This is a genomic window from Stenotrophomonas sp. C3(2023) (assembly GCF_032911385.1).
In the GTDB taxonomy this organism is placed as follows: Bacteria; Pseudomonadota; Gammaproteobacteria; order Xanthomonadales; family Xanthomonadaceae; genus Stenotrophomonas.
In genome coordinates, this window is sequence record NZ_JAWJLO010000001.1 from 214,227 (window position 1) to 231,511 (window position 17,285).

The window sequence follows — 17,285 nt, forward strand, 5'->3', positions numbered from 1 at the left end:
GCTTGACCCTTCGACTGTCGCCAGCGCCCCGCGATCGCGCAAGTGACTGCAGTCATGGTCGAGGCACGGCACAATGCCGTTTTGCAGACAGGGATCACATCATGGCCGGAAAACCTTCTGCGCCGTCGGTGCAGCGCAACCGCGAGCCGATCGCACAGGCGCTGGCACCGTTCATGGCCGACCGCCGCCGCGTGCTGGAGATCGGCAGCGGCACCGGCGAGCATGCGCTGTACTTCGCCGGCCTGTGGCCGCACCTGCAGTGGCAGCCCAGCGACCATGCCGATCATCTGACCGGCATCGAGGCCTGGCGCGCTGAGGAAGCGCTGCCCAATCTGCTGCCGGCACAGGCGCTGCAGGCCGCGCTGCCCCCGGCGCCAGCGCTGGCATTGCCCACAGGCACTGCGCCTTTCGATGCAGTGTTCAGTGCCAATACGCTGCACATCATGAGCTGGGCGCACGTGCAGGCCCTGTTTGCCGGGCTGCCGTCGATCACCGTCGCCGGTGCCGTGCTGGCGGTGTACGGCCCGTTCAACTACGCAGGTGGCTTCACCAGTGAGAGCAATGCGCAGTTCGATTTGTGGCTGAAGGCGCGTGACGCCCGCAGCGGCATCCGGGACGCCGAAGCCGTACAGGCACTGGCCGCGCAGGCCGGCTTCAGCGCGGTGGATGATCTTGCTATGCCGGCCAACAACCGCCTGCTGGTGTGGCGACGGGAATGATCAGGCGTCGGCGGCCGCGCATGGAGGCAGTCGTCAGGCTGCTGCTGCCTGGACTCTGCGTATGAACCTCTCACAGGCATTGTGGGTCTGTTCGATCAGACGATGAAGAATCTCATGGCTTGTGTCCTGCTGTTCCATCAGCCGATGAACGGTGTTGGCCTTGTCCGGCAGCCGGTATGCCATCAAAGCCATCCGCTTCAGACTTTCGGACGGATCCAAACGTAGTTGTTCCGAGAGCGTCACCCAGTCATTCAAGCGGATGTCCCACCAGTTGTAATGGCTGCCGATGCGCATGGCCATCCGGATTGCTCTGATGTCGAGCTCGGAATAGGCAAGCGCGCTGGAAATGTCATACAGGGGCGCAAGTCTTGTGACGCCTCCATTGCCGATCAACAGGGAGTAATTTTTTGCATGGGCGTCGGTGCCGCCAATGAAATAGTTGAACGCCAAGGCATCGAACAGGTGGCGCACATCCTCGGCGGGACTACTCGAGTGTGTCCATAGAACACTCGCAAGATCTGCCGGACCCGGTCCACCCTGATTCTGGTACTTCAGGTGGGGACGGACGCCCAGAGCCTGACAGAAGTCCTCCTGGTGCAGACGGAACCAACTGCCATCCTTCTCGTAGCGATCGTAGCGTTCCACGCATATCGCTGACTCCGTACCTATCTGAAGGCGATTACTGGACGCGGCGGGCAGGCCCATCTCCCTGGCCAATGCCAGGCAGAACATCTCGTTCTCTACGTATCCGCTGAAGTCGCCGCTCGGCGGCTTGAGAATATGCGTAGTCGGAATGCGCCCAGAAGGGAGAGCCCATCCTTGTCCGGTATGCAGCAATGCGATCTTTGCCTGCGCGCCTGCAAGACTGAACTGGCCAGGATCATCTGGTCTGCGGGTGGCCCCCACGTCCTGCCGTACCCGCTGCAATCGAGCGGCCACGTCTTCATCGGACAACGGCGTTATTGCGTCCAGCGCACCGGAAGCCACCAGATCAAGGCGATCGTCTGTAACGAACTGCATCGCGCCGGCGCATTCCTCACCCACATGCGCAAGCATGCCGAGTGGATTGCGGGCGGAAACGTGGAAAGCAGAAGCCCACCGGTCCAAGGTGGCTTCATTGTCTGGCAGCAGGCCCCACAGAACGGCAGATACCGTCTGAGTGGAATGAGCCTGTCGGGCCAGAGGCAGGCTCATCGACAATGGCACTGCCTCCGCTGAAGCAACCCATGATGGTGCGTAGGTGAGTTCGGGGTGTGCGTGGGTGTTCTGCTCCACGGTCCCGACCTTGCTGGCACCCATCAAAAGGTTGAGTTTCATCTTTTGCGCTCACCCGAGGGCGGTGGCTGATCTCGCTTGCTGGCGAGCTGCTGCCTGGACGCATAATCAAGCTCCTGTTCGACCTCCTCCATGATCCGCATGAAATCCACCCTGCTGCCAGTGGAGCGGTTCGCGTGCCCTGGTGCGTTTGCGGTAACCGGGGCTCGGCTTGACGAACCCCGGTGGGACGCCAGCACCTCGTCCATGCTGGGCGCTTGTTGCGATGAAGGCGATGGGTTCGGGGCCGGTGCATCCACGCTGAGCCTGAGACCGAGGACGTTCATTACCCGCAGCACCAGATGCAGCTCAGCGCGGGCCTTTCCCTTCTCGATATCGATGACCCATTGACGGCTGACCCCGGTGCGTTCAGCCAGCCCGGCCTGATCCCAGCCAAGCGCCTTGCGGCGTTGACGGATGGTAAGCGCTAGATCGTCGGTCGTCTTCAGGACAGGCATGCGCTCAATGTATGCGTATGACTACTTCCTGGCAAGTGCCATTGAGCGAATAAATGCCATTTAAATCAATAATTTAAAAAAATAAATCATCACTAAAGCATGCGATCGACTACATTTCAACGAATGTAAACGAACGCCGACAATTGCTTGAATGTCGGCGTTCGATTACATCAGGCGACCTGCACGATATGCAGCGCCTTGGGGTCGCGCCACTGGGCCAGCAGCGCGGCCTCGCGGACCTTGGCCTTTTCCAGGTGCGCTTCCTTGATGTGGCCGTAGCCGCGGATGTGCTCTGGAATGCTGGCGATCTCCACCGCCAGCGCCAGCCGGTCATCGCTCAACCCGTCCAGCAGCAACTGCACGGTGGCCTCGTAATCGCTGATCAGCTGGCGCTCGCCCCGCCGCTCGGCAGTGCGGCCGAACGGGTCGAAGCGGCCACCGCGCAGGAACTTCAACCGTGCCAGCACGCTGAAGGCCTTCAGCACCCACGGTCCATACTCCTTCTTCAGCAGGCGGCCGTGTTCGTCCTTCTTCGCAAACAGCGGCGGCGCCAGATGAAAGCGCAGCTGGTAATCACCGTCGAACTGCTGCTGCACACGGCGCTGGAACTCGCCGCTGGTGTACAGGCGCGCCACCTCGTACTCGTCCTTGTAGGCCATCAGCTTGAACAGGTAACGGGCCACGGTTTCGGTCAGCGCGGTCGAGCCGCCGAGCGCATCCTGCTCGACCTGGCGCACGCGCTGTACCAACTGCTGGTAGCGGTCGGCATAGGCGCGGTCCTGGTAGTCGATCAGGAACGCGTGGCGTCGCGCGATCATCTCGTCGAGCGAGCGCGACAGGCGCGCATCGTCCAGCGGCAGGAAGGCCACGTCGGCGCTGTGCGAAGGCAGGCCACGCAGCTCGCGTTCGTCACCGGTATTGCGCGGCGCGGCGGTGGCGCCCCATTCGTTGCCTTCCCACTCACCCGGCGGCAGCGCATGCAGTGGGCCCGGGGTGACTTCGCTGTCGGTGTGCTGGTTGCGCACCAGACCGGCGGCCTGCTGCACCGCCTGCGGATCGACGGCGGCCAGACGGCCCCAGGCAAAGGCCTGCTGGTTCATCGCCACGGCCGCACCGTTGAGCTCGATGGCGCGCATCAGTGAGTCGAACGAGAGCGGCACCAGTCCGTGCTGCCACGCGTAGCCGAGAATGAACAGGTTGGCGCCGATGGCATCGCCAAGCAGCGCGGTGGCCAACTGGGTGGCGTCGAGCAGCAGCGGCTCCTGGCCACCCAGCGCCACCCGCACACCGGCGATGATGTCGGCAGCGGGGAACTGCATGTCCGGTCGCGTGGTGAACCCGCCCGGCATCGCCTCATAGGTGTTGAGCACCACCTGCGACCGCCCGGCGCGCACCTTGGACAGCGCCCAGTAGTCGTTGACCACCACCATGTCGCAGCCCAGCACCAGGTCGGCCTCGCCGGCGGCGATGCGCACCGCGTGGATGTCCTGCGGGCGCTGGGCAATGCGGATGTGCGTGGTGACGGCGCCGCCCTTCTGCGCCAGCCCGGTCTGGTCGAGCACGGTAGCGCCCTTGCCCTCCAGATGGCCGGCCATGCCCAGCAGTGCACCGATGGTGACCACGCCGGTGCCGCCGACGCCGGTGATCAGGATGTTCCAGGGCTGGTCAAGCGTGCCGCGTACGGTCGGCGCCGGCAGGTTTTCCAGCAGGGTTGCGGCATCGCGCCGGCTGCCCTTGCGCGGCTGGCCACCGTGCACGGTGACGAAACTCGGGCAGAAACCGGTGGTGCAGGAATAGTCCTTGTTGCAGTTGGACTGGTCGATTTCGCGCTTGCGGCCGAACTCGGTTTCCTTGGGCAGCACCGAGACGCAGAAGCTCTTCCTGCCGCAGTCGCCGCAGCCCTCGCAGACCAGCGAATTGACCACCACGCGCTTGGCCGGGTCCTCCAGCTTGCCGCGCTTGCGGCGTCGGCGCTTTTCGGTGGCGCAGGTCTGTTCGTAGATCAGGATCGAAACACCCTTGACCTCGCGCAGGCGCTTCTGCACCGCCTCCAGTTCGCTGCGGTCGTGGAACTCCACATCACTGGGGAAATGCTCGCGCTGGCGCGTCCACTTGGCGATGTTGTCCGACAGCACCACGATGGTGTGGATGCCCTCGGCGCGCATCTGCCGGGCAATGTCCGGCACGCTCAACGGGCCGTCCACCGGCTGGCCGCCGGTCATCGCCACCACATCGTTGTAGAGGATCTTGTAGGTGATGTTGACGCCGGCCGCCACGGCCTGGCGGATCGCCAGCGAGCCGCTGTGGAAGTAGGTACCGTCGCCCAGGTTCTGGAACACGTGGGGGGTGTCGGTAAACGCGGCCTGGCCGGCCCAGGTCACCCCTTCGCCGCCCATGTGGGTGAAGGTATCGGTGCTGCGGTCCATCCAGGTCACCATGTAATGGCACCCGATGCCGCCCAGTGCACGCGAGCCTTCCGGCACGGTGGTGGAGGTGTTGTGCGGGCAGCCCGAGCAGTAGTGCGGCACGCGCGGGAAGCTGGCGCGCGGCAGGGCCAGTTCGGCTTCCTTCTCCTGCATCCACTGCAGGCGCTGCTCGATGGATTCGTTGCTGTGCCCGGTGGCCTGCAGCAGGCGCAGGATGCGCTGGCCGATCACCCCGGCGATGGTAGCCGGGGTCAGCTCGCCGGTGGACGGCAGAATCCATTGCCCGGCCTCGTCGTACTTGCCGACGATGGATGGCCGCTGGCCCCGGCCTGCCGGCCAGTTGAAGAACTGCTCCTTCATCTGGCGCTCGATGAAGGCACGTTTTTCCTCCACCACCACGATGTCTTCCAGTCCCTGCGCAAAGCGCGCGATGCCCTGCGGCTCCAGCGGCCAGGTCATGCCGACCTTGTAGACGCGGATGCCGATCCGCGCGCACGCTGCTTCGTCCAGGCCAAGGTATTCCAGCGCCTGCAGCACATCCAGGTAGCTCTTGCCGGTGGTAACGATGCCCAGCCGCGCCTGCGGCGCATCCATCACCACGCGATCGATGCCGTTGGCGCGTGCGAAGGCCTGCGCGGCCGCCACCGCATAGCGGTGCAGGCGCATTTCCTGGTCAAGCGGTGGGTCCGGCCAGCGGATGTTGAGGCCGCCGCCCGGCATCTCGAAGTCGTCGGGCAGCACGATGCGGCGCGCGAACGGGTCCACGTCCACCGACGCGGAGGACTCCACCGTCTCGGCGATGGTCTTGAAGCCGATCCAGCGGCCGGTATAGCGGCTCATCGCCCAGCCGAGCAGACCCATGTCGAGGATGTCCTGCACGCCGGCCGGGTTCAGCACCGGCATCATCGCGCTGACGAACTCGTCCTCGCTGCCGTGCGGCAGCGTCGAGCTGCGGCAGGCGTGATCGTCGGCGGCCAGCGCCAGCACGCCGCCGAACGGCGAGGTGCCAGCCGCGTTGGCGTGCTTGAACACATCGCCGCAGCGGTCCACGCCCGGGCCCTTGCCATACCACATGCCGAACACGCCCTGCACCTTGGCGCCCGGGAACAGGTTGGTCTGCTGCGTGCCCCAGACCATGGTGGCGCCGAGGTCCTCGTTGAGGCCGGGGGTGAACTTCACCTTGGCTGCTTCCAGGTGCTGGCGCGCCCGCCACAGTTCCAGGTCGAAGCCGCCCAGTGGGCTGCCGCGGTAGCCACTGATGAAGCCGCCGGTATCGAGCCCGGCGGCCTGGTCGCGCAGCCGCTGCATCAACGGCAGGCGCACCAGCGCCTGCACCCCGCTCAGATAGATCCGGCCCTGGCTGCGCGTGTATTTGTGGTCGAGCGTGTAATCGCGGTCGATCAGGTCGGCGGAGGAGGGCGAGGTAAGTTGCGCGGTGCTGGACATGGCGGGCCTGGCTGGAAGCGGCTGGCGGCGGGCCATGGCAGGCATGGCACGAAAGGCGCCGATTGTAACAGTGGCGCCGTGGGCGGCCGGCACTCGCATCCGGACGCTTGCTGCGGTTAGGATCGGGGTGGGAGGTTGTTGTGACAACCTGGGGGCAAGTCGATGACAGTTGCAGTACGGTGGGTGGTCGGCGTGATGCTGGCCGCATTGGCGGGGGCCGCGTGGGGAGAAACAACGCTGGCGCCGCCGCAGGAGTTCTATTTCGATAACGACCCGGCCGCGCAGGTGGTCGAGGTCGTCAAGGGCGAGGGCAATGATCTGGTCAACCAGCTCATGCGCCAGCGCGAGCGTGGCCGCAAGCAGCTGGAGGCCACCGTGCAGCTGGCCTCGGTGGCCATCGGCCAGGGACGCGTGGAGCTGGGTGAAAGCCTGTATGCCGAGGCGCTGAAGAGCGGCGCGCTGAACTCGCCGCAGGGCCGCCAGGTGCGCTGGAACTACGGCTGGGACCTCTACCGCCTGGGCCGCTACGATGCGGCGCTGGAGCAGTGGAACCTGGCCGCTGATGCGCTGCGCGGCAATGCTGCCTGGGCGCCGCCGACCTATGCCGTGGCGTTGTGGCAGCTGGGTCGCAGGGACGAGGCGGTGCAATGGTACGCGGCGGCGGCGCGCACCGAGCCGGCACAGTGGAGCGGCAGTGACCGGTTCGCCGCGCTGCTGCCGACCTGGCGCGAGAGCGAACGCGCCACGCTCAAAGAGGTGCAGCAGGCGTGGGCGGCCAACCCGCCGGCCTGGCCCTGAGCTGCACCGGGCGCCTGCCGCCGGGCACCTCTGACTTCAAGCTGTCACGATGGCACTGGACGCATTCGCACTGATACTGGCCATGCTCGGCCTGGGCATGCTGTTTGCGCGGCTGCGCGTGCTGCCCGCCGACAGCGCGCAGGTGCTCAACCAGGTGGTGTTGTACGTGTGCCTGCCTGCCGCGGTGCTGACCTATGTGCCGCGGCTGCATCTGGACGCCAGCCTGCTGGGGCTGATGGTCACCCCGTGGGTACTGATGCTGGCCACCTGGCTGCTGGTCAGCCTGGCAACGCGCCTGTTTGGCTTTGCCCGGGACGTGCATGCGGTGCTGCTGATCTGCGTGGCGCTGGCCAACTCCAGTTTCATCGGCTACCCGATGGTGCGCGCCCTGCTGGGCGAGCAGGCACTGCCGTATGCGGTGGTCTACGACCAGTTCGGCACCTTCCTGCTGCTGTCCACCTTCGGCCTGGTCGTGCTGGCGCGCTACAGCGGTGACCGCCCGCCTGGGGTGACCCAGGTGGTGGCACGCGTGCTGAAGTTTCCGCCGCTGTGGGCGCTGGTGTTCGCGCTGCTGCTGATGCCGGCGCAGTCGCCGGCGTGGATCGGCAACGCACTGCAGCAGTTGGCCGACGCGATGCTGCCGCTGGTGATGCTGGCGGTGGGGCTGTCGATCCAGCTGCGGCTGCCGCGCGAGGAGCTGTTGCCGCTGGGCATCGGGTTGGGACTGAAGCTGGTGCTGATGCCGGCCCTGTCGCTGCCGTTGTCGTGGCTGCTGGGATTGCAGGGGGTGATGCTGCAGGCCAACGTGCTGGAGTCGGCGATGCCGACGATGATCACGGCGGCGGCGTTGGCGATCGCGCACGGCTTGGCGCCGCGGCTGGCGGCGGCGATGGTGGGGTATGGGATTGTGGCGTCCCTGCTCACGTTGCCGGCATGGATGTGGGTGTTGGGGCGCGTGTGAGCACCGGGGTGCCGGGCAGCGCCCGGCACTGCGCGCGTCGTGCGGGGCCCTCACTATCACCGTCACGGGCCGCGGTGTACGCTCAGGCTTCGTTCCCCGGAAGCGAGGCCTGCATGAAGACGATCCTGGTGGCCGGTTCAAAGGGTGGGGTGGGCAAGACCACCATCGCCACCCACCTGGCTGCGCATGCGGCGCTGCAGGGCCAGCGGACGGTGATCGCCGACGCCGACCCGCAGGGCTCCAGCACCCGTTGGGCCCAGCGTCGCTCGGAGCTGGAAAGCGCGGTGCTGCCGATTGATGTCTACCGGCGCAGACAGTGGGCCCAGAAACTGCCCGATGGCACCGAAACGGTGATCATTGATGCCCCTGCAGGCGCCCTGGCCGACGACATCCCGCATTTCCTCGACGCCGCTGACGCGGTGGTCGTGCCGGTATTGCCGTCGGCGCTGGACATCGAAGCCATCGTCGGCTTCCTCAACAGCCTGGCGCGGGTGCCGCGCGTGCATGACCGCAGCCTGCCGGTCGGTCTGGTGCTCAACCGCACCAAGCCGTGGACGCAGACCTCGCAGCAGGCCGTGCAGATGCTGGCCGACTGGCCCTATCCGGTCATCGCGCAGCTGCGCGACAGCCAGAGCTACGTGGTGATGACCGGCCTGGGCCGCAGCCTGTTCGATTACCGTTCGGCACAGGTGCGGGAGCATCAGGCCGACTGGGAGCCCCTGCTGAAATGGCTGGCCAAGGCCTGAGCCTGTGACCTGCGTTGATCGCCCTTCATTGATGGATGACCTACATGCGTGAACTGATCCTGCTGCGCCATGCCCACGCCGAAGCGGCCATCACCGGTCAGGCCGACCTGGACCGTCCGCTGTCGCCGGTCGGGCTGGCCGAAGCCGAAGCGGCCGGCCGCTGGCTGAAAGAAAACAATCTGCTGCCCGACCAGGTGCTGTGCTCGCCGTCGCGACGCACGCGCGAGACACTGGAAGCCGTGCTTGGCGTCATCGGCTATGCCGAACAGCGCCTTGAGGACCGCATCTACGAGGCCGCGCCGGGTACCCTGGCTGGCCTGATCGATGAGCACAGCGATGTCCAGCGGCTGCTGGTCGTGGGCCACAATCCCGGCATGGAGCAGCTGGTCGCCCTGATGACCGAAGGCTCGAGCAGTGACTACCGCGGCATGCCGCCGGGCGGCGTGGCCGTACTGAGCTTCCCGGCTGAGGCGAGCATCGAGCCCGGTGTTGCCACCCTCAACGCGTTCTGGTGGCCGTGAGCCGATGAACCCGCGCTGGGTGCTGCTGCTGGCCTTGACCGGTGTTCCGGTCGGCGTGGTCGCGCAGCCGCTGCTGCCGGCCGTGCATGCGCGCGGTCCGCTGCAGCTTGATCCGCAGCGCACCCACTTCGGCTTCGAGGTCCGCAGCCGGCTCGGGCAACGCATCGTCGGCAACTTCCCGCAGTTCGAAGGGCGGGTGGAAGTGCTCTCCGACGGTCGCCACCAGGTACACCTGAAGATGTTCACCCGCCACGTCGAGATTCCCGGCAAGCCGCGCTATACCGGCTGGATGCGCGGAGAGGATTTTTTCGATGCGGCGCGTTACCCGGTGGTGGAGTTCGATTCGCTGCCCTACGACCCGGCTGCGGTCGAGCAGGGCGGTGACATCCAGGGCCGGCTGATGCTGCGCGGCGTCAGCCATCCCGAAACGCTGCGGGTGGAGCCAGCGGAATGTGCCCGTCCGGGCTATGATTGCGATGTCGTCAGCCGTGGCACGATCCTGCGTGGTCGCTACGGCATGGACAGTTGGCAGCTTGCCCTGAGTGATCGAGTGACCTTCGTACTACGCGCGCGCCTGAGCGAGGCGCCAAAACCGTGAACCCCCTGTTGCGCTGGATGCTGCTGGCAGCCCTGCTGCTGCTGGGGGGCTGCGCCTCCCTCTCCACTGCCGAGCGCGAACGCGCGGCAGGCATTGCCGTGCAGGCACGTTCGCAGCAGGTGGACTGCCAGCAGGCCGACCGTTGCGCCGAGGATTCGCCGCTGCGCGCGCTGGCCGGGCGTGCGTTCAGCCAATCGCGCCCGGACCGTCCGCAGCATTTCGCCACCATCCTCGACCAGGGAGAAGATGCACTGGTCGCCAGGCTCAACCTGCTGCGCAGCGCCACCCGCAGCATCGACCTGCAGACCTACATCTTCGACAAGGACGACAGTGCGCGGCTGGTCATCGACGAGCTGCTGGCCGCGTCGCGCCGCGGGGTAAAGGTACGGCTGCTGATCGACCAGCTCTCGGCGATCTCCGACCTGCAGATTCTCGGTGCATTGGCCAGCGCCCATCAGAACTTCGAGCTGCGGGTGTACAACCCCACCTTCGGCAAGGCCCGCCTGAACTACTTCGACTACGCCGGCAGCGTGCTGTGCTGCTTCCGCCGCTTCAACCAGCGCATGCACAACAAGCTGCTGGTGGTGGACGATGCGATCGGCGTGGTCGGCGGGCGCAACTACCAGGACGACTATTACGACTGGGACGCCGAATACAACTTCCGCGACCGCGACGTGCTGCTCGCCGGGCCCGAGGCACGGGTGATGGCCGCCAACTTCGAGGCCTTCTGGAACGCGCCGCGCAGCATCCCGGCCGAGCGCCTCAATGATGTGGGCCGCACCCTGCTCGACAGCGGCCCACCGGTGCTGGAGCCGGCCCAGTACCGCCGTCCGGAGCGGGTGGAGCGGGTCAGCCGCGAGGCCAGCGACCCCGACTACGTCGGCCGCATGTTCGTCGACACCGCACTGCCGGTAAGCTCGGTGCGCTACGTCGCGGACCTGCCGCGCAAGCACCGTCGCGAGCGTGCCGGGCATCCAGAGTATGGCCAGCACATCACCGAGCCGCAGCTGGACCGGCTGATCAAGGGTGCCCGGCAGGAGGTGCTGCTGCAGACGCCGTACCTGGTGCTTTCCAAGCCGGCGCGTGAACTGTTCCGCGACCTGCGCAAGCGCGAGCAGCCGCCGAAGGTGCTGGTCTCGACCAACAGCTTGGCCGCCACCGACAATCCGATCGTCTACGCGCTGTCGTACAAGTACAAGCGGCGCAACCTGCGCGAGCTGGGCTTCAACATCTTCGAGTACAAACCGTTCCCGCTGGACGCGCCGGTCGATTACCGCAACCTGCTGCCCGACCCGATCGGCCGCGGGATCGACGACGAACGGCGCGGCTCGATGCTGGGCGGCAGCGCGGCCGGCAGCAACGCACGCCCACCGGGCAGCGGTGCCGGCACTGCACCCGAGACCGGCAACCACCGCGCGATGCGCCTGACCGCCAGCGCCTACGACAATGCGCGCGCCCGTCGGCGCGCCGCCGCGGCCAACGGCAGCGAGGTAGAGCGCGATCTGCTGCGTACCGAAACCCGGCCCTCGTTCCTGGGCAGCAAGGCGGTCAACCGGCCCCTGCCGGTCACCCGCAGTGGTGCGCGCATGGGGCTGCATGCCAAATCGCTGGTGGTGGACCGTCGCATCGCGGTCATCGGCACGCACAACTTCGACCCGCGCAGCGAGAACTACAACACCGAAGGGGCCGTCATCATCGACGACCCGGTGTTCGCCGCACGTCTGGCCGACAGCATCCTGCGCGACATCGAGCCGCAGAACTCGTGGACGGTGGCGCCGCGTGCCAAGCCGGTGGTGCTGTCCGGCCTGAACTACAGCATGGGCAAGGCCTCCGAGGCGCTGCCGATTCTTGATTTCTGGCCGTGGCGCTATGCCACGGTGTATGAGTTCCAGCCTGGCCCGGACTGCCCGGCACCCCTGCCACGGCAGGACCCCGGCTTTTCGGCGTGCTACCAGCCTGTCGGTGACTTTCCCGAGGTCAACGTCGGGCCGAAGTGGCTGCTGGTGCGCATGCTGACCGCCTTCGGTGCCGGCCTGGTGCCCATTCTCTGACCTGGAGGTATAGATGGCTGCGGTGTTCCGTGCCCCGGTTTCGCTCGAGCAGCTCAACGCGCTCAGCCGCAATACCGTCATCGCCCAGCTGGGCATCGTTTTCACCGCCGCCGGTGACGACTGGCTGCAGGCCACCATGCCGGTGGATGCGCGCACCCATCAGCCCTACGGCATCCTGCACGGCGGCGCGTCGGTGGTGCTGGCCGAAACGCTGGGCAGCAGCGCCGGCAACCTGTGCGTGGACACCGCCGAGCAGGTCTGTGTCGGGCTGGAGATCAACGCCAACCACGTGCGTGCCAAGCGCGATGGCGTGGTCACCGGTACCGCGCGTGCCATCCACGTGGGCCGCAGCACCCAGCTGTGGGACATCCGCATCGAAGACGAGCAGGGGCGGCTGGTCTGCACCTCGCGCCTGACCTTGGCAGTGGTCGCCGCCGGCCACGGCTGAGTCGGATTTCGCCGCCAGATCGCCATGCGCAGGCGCATGGCCCGGTCCGGCAATGACCTTGGCGCGCCCGTGCTGGCGGAGCCTGCGGCGCTCGGGTATCGTGCGTGGATGAAATCCCCCGCCTCCGCCTCCCGTGGCGGCGTAGCGCGTGTCTGCCGCTACCTGTACCGCGTTCCCCTGCTGCTGGTCCACCTGGTCGTGTTCCTGCCGCTGATCCTGCTCGGCATGCTGCCGCCGTGGGGCAACGTGCGCGTGGGTGATGCCACCTTCGGCGACAAGGTGGTCAACTGGTGGTCCGGCGGGCTGATGTGGATCTTCGGTTTCCGCCTGCGCCGCATCGGTCAGCCGCTGCAGGGCGCGGTGCTGTTCGTGGCCAACCATGTGAGCTGGGTCGACATCTGCGTGCTGCACAGCCAGCGCATGATGGGCTTTGTGGCCAAGCGTGAGATTGCCGGCTGGCCGGTGGTGGGCTGGCTGGCGGCACGTGGCCAGACCATCTTCCACCAGCGTGGCAGCACCGAGTCGCTGAGTGGTGTGATGGACGCGATGGTCGAGCGCCTGCGCCAGAACAGGGCGGTGGGCGTGTTCCCGGAAGGCCGCACCCGTGGCGGCCGCGACGTCGGCCCGTTCCACGCGCGCATCTTCCAGGCGGCGGTGGAAACCGGCGTGCCGGTGCAGCCGGTGGCGCTGGTCTACGGTGCTGGCGGCAACGCGCAGACCATCGTCGCCTTCGGTGCCAGCGAGAGCTTCTTCGCCAATTTCCTGCGTCTGCTCGGCGAGCCGGCGCGGCAGGCAGAGGTGCATTTCCTCGAGCCGATCAGCAGCCACGACCTGGAAGGCCGGCGCCGCATCGCCGAGACCTCGCGCGGCCGCATCGTGGCAGCGATGAGCGGCGCCTGAGCCGCTGGTGTCGCTGCCCGCGCCCCTGCTGACGCTCGACCCGGCCACGCCGGGGCTGCTGAGTGCGGACGACTACCGGCCACCGCGCTGGCTGCGGAATCCGCACCTGCAGTCGATGCTCAGCTCCAGCCGCATGCGGCTGCTGCGCGGGCAGGCGCTGCTCACCGCCAGCGGCGCGCAGACCCGTGAGCTGATCCTCGACGGCGGCCAAGGCGTGCGTCTGCAGGCTTGGCACAGCAGCATCGCCGGACGGCAGCCGCAGGGCATGGCGCTGCTGCTGCATGGCTGGGAAGGCAGCGCCGAATCCAGCTACATGCGCATGACCGCCGCGCGCATGCTCGAGCAGGGCTTTGACGTGGTGCGGCTGAACTTCCGCGACCACGGCAATACCCATCACCTCAATCCCGGCATCTTCCACTCCAACCTCATCGAGGAAGTGGTGCATGCCGCTGGCGACGTGGCCGCGCGCTGGCCGACGCTGCCGCTGGTGTCGGCCGGCTACTCGCTGGGCGGCAATTTCGTGCTGCGGCTGGCATTGCATGCGCCGGCCGCCGGTGTGCCGCTGCGGCGCGTGGCTGCGGTCTGCCCGGTGCTGGACCCGGCGCTGACGATGGACAACATCCAGAACGGGCCGGCGATGTACGACTGGTACTTCCGCCGCAAGTGGGCCGGTTCGCTGCGGCGCAAGCGCGACCTGTTCCCCGACCTCGGCGACTGGGATGACGCCGTGCTGCGGCTGGACATCCGCTCGCTGACGACCTGGCTGGTCGAGCACCACACCACCTTCGGCACGCTGCAGGCCTATTTCGATGGCTATTCCATCGCCGGCGAGCGGTTGACGGGGCTGCAGGTGCCGGCCGATATCCTGATGGCCAAGGACGATCCGGTGATTCCCTATGCCAGCTTTGGCGAGTGGGCACTGCCGGCGCAGGCACGCCTGCAGACCGCCAACTGGGGCGGCCACTGCGGGTTCCTGGAAAACTGGCGCGGCGACGGATTTTCCGAGCGCTGGGTGGCCCAGCACCTGGCGCAGGCGCGTACGCACGGCTGAGCCGGCGCTGGCCGCACAGGCCGTTACAATGCGGGTTTGCCCCAGAGCCGGACCCGCCCATGCAAGACCAGATCCTCCAAGCCCTGCGGCTGAACGATGCCGACCAGGCCGTGCAGCTGGCCAACCAGTGGATCGCCAGCGAGCCGCAGCAGGCGCAGGCCTACCGCTGGCATGCGCTGGCCCTGCAACAGCAGGGGCAGCTGGCCCAGGCGCAGGACAGCGTGCGGCAGGCCCTGGCGCTGACGCCGGATGACGCCAGCCTGCATCTGCAGCATGCCGGCCTGCTGCTGGCACTGCGTCAGCTCGACGAGGCCAGCGAAGCCCTGCAGCGCAGCACGGGCTTGAACCCGAATGAGTTCTCCGCCTACCTGGTGCAGGCGCACCTGGCGATGGCACGCAGCGACATGGACACCGCGACGGCGCAGGTGCGCCTGGCCGCGCGCATCGATCCCGACCATCCGGAAGTGGCCGCGCTGGAAGGCATGGTCGCGCTCAACCAGGGTGACCTCGACCAGGCGCTGAGCCGCCTGTCGGCCGCCGCTCGCGCGCTGCCTGACGATGCCCGCATCCTCTACGCGCTCGGCTTCGCGTACATGGGCAAGGAGATGCTGGCCTTTGCCGAGCAGGCCTTCCGCCGCGTGCTCGAGTTGAACCCCGCCCTGCACACGCTGCAGGGGCTGGTGGTGCAGCTGGCACTGCGCCAGGGCAACCTCGAAGCGGCCTCGCAGATGCTGGAAGTGGCACTGGCCCAGCAGGGTCTGGACGCTCCGGGCCTGCGCCGCCTGGCGGCCGAACTGGCGCTGCATACCGGCCAGCCGCTGCAGGCGCTGGAGCACCTGCGTCCACAGCTGGCCACCGCCGCAGGCGACCGGCAGCTGCTGCAGCTGCTGCTGGTCTGTTGGGAACGCCTGAACCGCGCCGACGAAGCACGGACCGAACTGGACGCCGCGCTGGCTGCACCAGGCAATGACCAGCTGCATGACCTGTGGCTGGCCCGCCTGGCGGTAGAGCCGGTCGGCGGCGAAGGCGCCGTGGCCGTGGTCGAGCGCTGGCTGGCGGCGATGCCCGGTCACCTGCCGGCGCTGGAAACACGCATGCGTCTGCATGACATGGCGCGCGAACACGAGCAGGCCGAAGCCGTGGCCGCACGAATCGTGGCGCTGGAGCCGGGTCGCATCAGCGGCGAGCGCCGTCTGGTGGACGGTCTGCTCAGCCGCGATGGCGACGCTGCCGTGCGCTACGTGCGGACGCTGGTGGACAGCGCGCCGGAGGCCAACCGCAGCGAGCTGCGCACCTGGCTGGGCGAAGTGCAGGACCGTGCGGGACAGCAGCGCGACGCGCTGCGCACCTGGCTGGACCTGCATGCCGAAGCCGCACCGCAGCGCCTGCCGTTGCCGCCGCAGGCCAAGGCGCCGGCGAGCTGGCCGGACATGGGCGCCCTGCCTGACGCGGACCCGGACACCACCTCGCCGATCTTCCTGTGGGGCGCACCGGGTTCGGGCGTGGAACGCGTGGTGACCACGCTGGCCGGCATCAGCAAGGTGCTGCGTGCCGACCGGCTCGGCGCCAGCCCGCCCAACGATGCGTTCCAGAACTACCACACGCTGCAGGACCTGGCCTCGGGCAAGCTGACCGCCGAGGGTCTGGTGGCCAGCTGGCGTGCACAGCTGCCGCAGCGCGGCCTGGCCAACGACACCATGATCGACTGGCTGCTGTGGTGGGACAACGCACTGCTGTGGGCTCTGCGCCCGCAGCTGCCGCAGGGTCGCCTGCTGGTGGTGCTGCGTGACCCGCGCGACATGCTGCTGGACTGGATCGCCTACGGCGCGCCGGTGCCGTTTGCAGTGAACTCACTCAACGAAGCCGCCGAATGGCTGGCCCGGGTGATGGCCCAGGTGGCCACGCTGCACGAGCAGAACCTCTATCCGCATGGGCTGCTGCGCATCGACAGTGTGGGCAACGACCCGCAGGCGATGGCAAGCCTGCTGGAAGAAGTGTTCGGCGGCCGCGTACCGCCGGCCCAGGCCATCGGTGCGCCGCGCCTGCCGGGCGGTCACTGGCGCCAGTACCGCGATGTGCTGGGCGCAGCGTTCGAGCTGCTGACCCCGGTCGCGGTGCGTCTGGGTTACGACCAGGACTGAGCACGTCATACAGCCGGGCCAGCGCCCGGCTTCATCCCCTGCTTGAGGACATCCGCATGAAGCTCGACAGCCAGAGCCTGGTCAACGGCCAACCGATCGACCGTGAGTTCGCCGCAGGCGACCACGATGGTTTCGCACCCAACCGCAACCCGCACCTGGCCTGGAGTGACGTGCCCGACGGCACGCGCTCGTTTGCGCTGCTGTGCGTGGACCCGGACGTGCCCACCGTGCCGGAGACCGTGGGCCGCCAGGACATCAGCGTGCCGGTGGACCAGCCGCGCTGTGATTTCGTCCACTGGGCGATGGCTGATATTCCCGCCGGGGTGCGTGAGATCGCCGCAGGCAGCTGCAGCGACGGCTTCACCGCCAAAGGCAAGCCGACCCCGGCCGGCCCGGCGGGCACGCGTCAGGGCCTGAACGACTTCACAGGCTGGTTTGCCGGCAACCCGGACATGGCCGGTGACTACCTCGGCTACGACGGCCCGTACCCGCCGTTCAACGACGAACGCGTGCACCGCTACTTCTTCCGCGTCTTCGCACTGGATGTGGCCACGCTGGACCTGCCGACGCCGTTCACCGCCGCCGACGTGCACCGCGCCATGCAGGGCCACGTACTGGCCGAAGCCACCCTGCACGGCACCTACACGCTGAATCCAACGCTGTAACCGGAACCCGCCCGGCCCTCACCTCGGATGTTGCTTGTGTCA

Annotated in this window: 15 protein-coding genes; 12 read left to right on the forward strand and 3 right to left on the reverse strand. The window is 67.5% G+C overall.

Annotated features, from left to right (window positions below; translation table 11 throughout):
- Positions 1–101 precede the first annotated feature (101 nt).
- Positions 102–719 (forward strand): DUF938 domain-containing protein, encoded by a 618-nt coding sequence (locus RZA67_RS00835; RefSeq protein WP_317210629.1) that lies wholly within the window; start codon positions 102–104, stop codon positions 717–719.
- A gap of 33 nt (positions 720–752) precedes the next feature.
- Here RZA67_RS00835 and RZA67_RS00840 read toward each other — a convergent pair whose 3' ends face one another.
- From RZA67_RS00840 to RZA67_RS00850, 3 genes are all read right to left on the reverse strand, one after another.
- Positions 753–2,036, reverse strand: a complete 1,284-nt coding sequence (locus tag RZA67_RS00840) for a type II toxin-antitoxin system HipA family toxin (RefSeq protein WP_317210630.1) — start codon at positions 2,034–2,036, stop codon at positions 753–755.
- Positions 2,033–2,491 carry a helix-turn-helix transcriptional regulator gene (locus RZA67_RS00845; RefSeq protein ID WP_317210631.1) on the reverse strand — a complete coding sequence of 153 codons (459 nt, stop codon included), beginning with the start codon at positions 2,489–2,491 and terminating at the stop codon, positions 2,033–2,035. Before RZA67_RS00845 ends, RZA67_RS00840 begins: the two co-directional genes overlap by 4 nt.
- Positions 2,492–2,661: 170 nt before the next feature.
- Positions 2,662–6,363, reverse strand: a complete 3,702-nt coding sequence (locus RZA67_RS00850; RefSeq protein ID WP_317210632.1) for an indolepyruvate ferredoxin oxidoreductase family protein — start codon at positions 6,361–6,363, stop codon at positions 2,662–2,664.
- 162 nt (positions 6,364–6,525) lie between these two features.
- Between RZA67_RS00850 and RZA67_RS00855 the strand changes: the two genes are divergently transcribed.
- The 11 genes from RZA67_RS00855 (at position 6,526) to RZA67_RS00905 (ending at position 17,243) form a co-directional block, all read left to right on the forward strand.
- Complete coding sequence (locus RZA67_RS00855) at positions 6,526–7,161, forward strand: tetratricopeptide repeat protein (protein ID WP_317210633.1); 636 nt, start codon at positions 6,526–6,528, stop codon at positions 7,159–7,161.
- A gap of 49 nt (positions 7,162–7,210) precedes the next feature.
- Positions 7,211–8,122, forward strand: a complete 912-nt coding sequence (locus RZA67_RS00860) for an AEC family transporter (protein WP_317210634.1) — start codon at positions 7,211–7,213, stop codon at positions 8,120–8,122.
- A 113-nt stretch (positions 8,123–8,235) separates the two neighbouring features.
- On the forward strand, positions 8,236–8,868 hold the full coding sequence (locus RZA67_RS00865; RefSeq protein ID WP_317210635.1) for a ParA family protein: 633 nt from the start codon (positions 8,236–8,238) through the stop codon (positions 8,866–8,868).
- Between the two features lie 44 nt (positions 8,869–8,912).
- Positions 8,913–9,389 (forward strand): histidine phosphatase family protein, encoded by a 477-nt coding sequence (locus RZA67_RS00870; RefSeq protein WP_317210636.1) that lies wholly within the window; start codon positions 8,913–8,915, stop codon positions 9,387–9,389.
- A gap of 4 nt (positions 9,390–9,393) precedes the next feature.
- On the forward strand, positions 9,394–9,987 hold the full coding sequence (locus RZA67_RS00875; RefSeq protein ID WP_317210637.1) for a YceI family protein: 594 nt from the start codon (positions 9,394–9,396) through the stop codon (positions 9,985–9,987).
- Positions 9,984–12,038, forward strand: a complete 2,055-nt coding sequence (locus RZA67_RS00880) for a phospholipase D family protein (protein ID WP_317210638.1) — start codon at positions 9,984–9,986, stop codon at positions 12,036–12,038. Before RZA67_RS00875 ends, RZA67_RS00880 begins: the two co-directional genes overlap by 4 nt.
- A gap of 13 nt (positions 12,039–12,051) precedes the next feature.
- Positions 12,052–12,486: a hotdog fold thioesterase gene (locus RZA67_RS00885; protein ID WP_317210639.1), complete on the forward strand. Its 435-nt coding sequence runs from the start codon at positions 12,052–12,054 to the stop codon at positions 12,484–12,486.
- 108 nt (positions 12,487–12,594) lie between these two features.
- A complete protein-coding gene (locus tag RZA67_RS00890; protein ID WP_317210640.1) occupies positions 12,595–13,386 on the forward strand; it encodes a lysophospholipid acyltransferase family protein in 792 nt (263 codons plus the stop codon).
- A 58-nt stretch (positions 13,387–13,444) separates the two neighbouring features.
- Positions 13,445–14,437 (forward strand): alpha/beta fold hydrolase, encoded by a 993-nt coding sequence (locus RZA67_RS00895; RefSeq protein WP_317213767.1) that lies wholly within the window; start codon positions 13,445–13,447, stop codon positions 14,435–14,437.
- A 59-nt stretch (positions 14,438–14,496) separates the two neighbouring features.
- Complete coding sequence (locus RZA67_RS00900) at positions 14,497–16,578, forward strand: tetratricopeptide repeat protein (protein WP_317210641.1); 2,082 nt, start codon at positions 14,497–14,499, stop codon at positions 16,576–16,578.
- A gap of 56 nt (positions 16,579–16,634) precedes the next feature.
- Positions 16,635–17,243 (forward strand): YbhB/YbcL family Raf kinase inhibitor-like protein, encoded by a 609-nt coding sequence (locus RZA67_RS00905; protein WP_317210642.1) that lies wholly within the window; start codon positions 16,635–16,637, stop codon positions 17,241–17,243.
- Positions 17,244–17,285 lie beyond the last annotated feature (42 nt).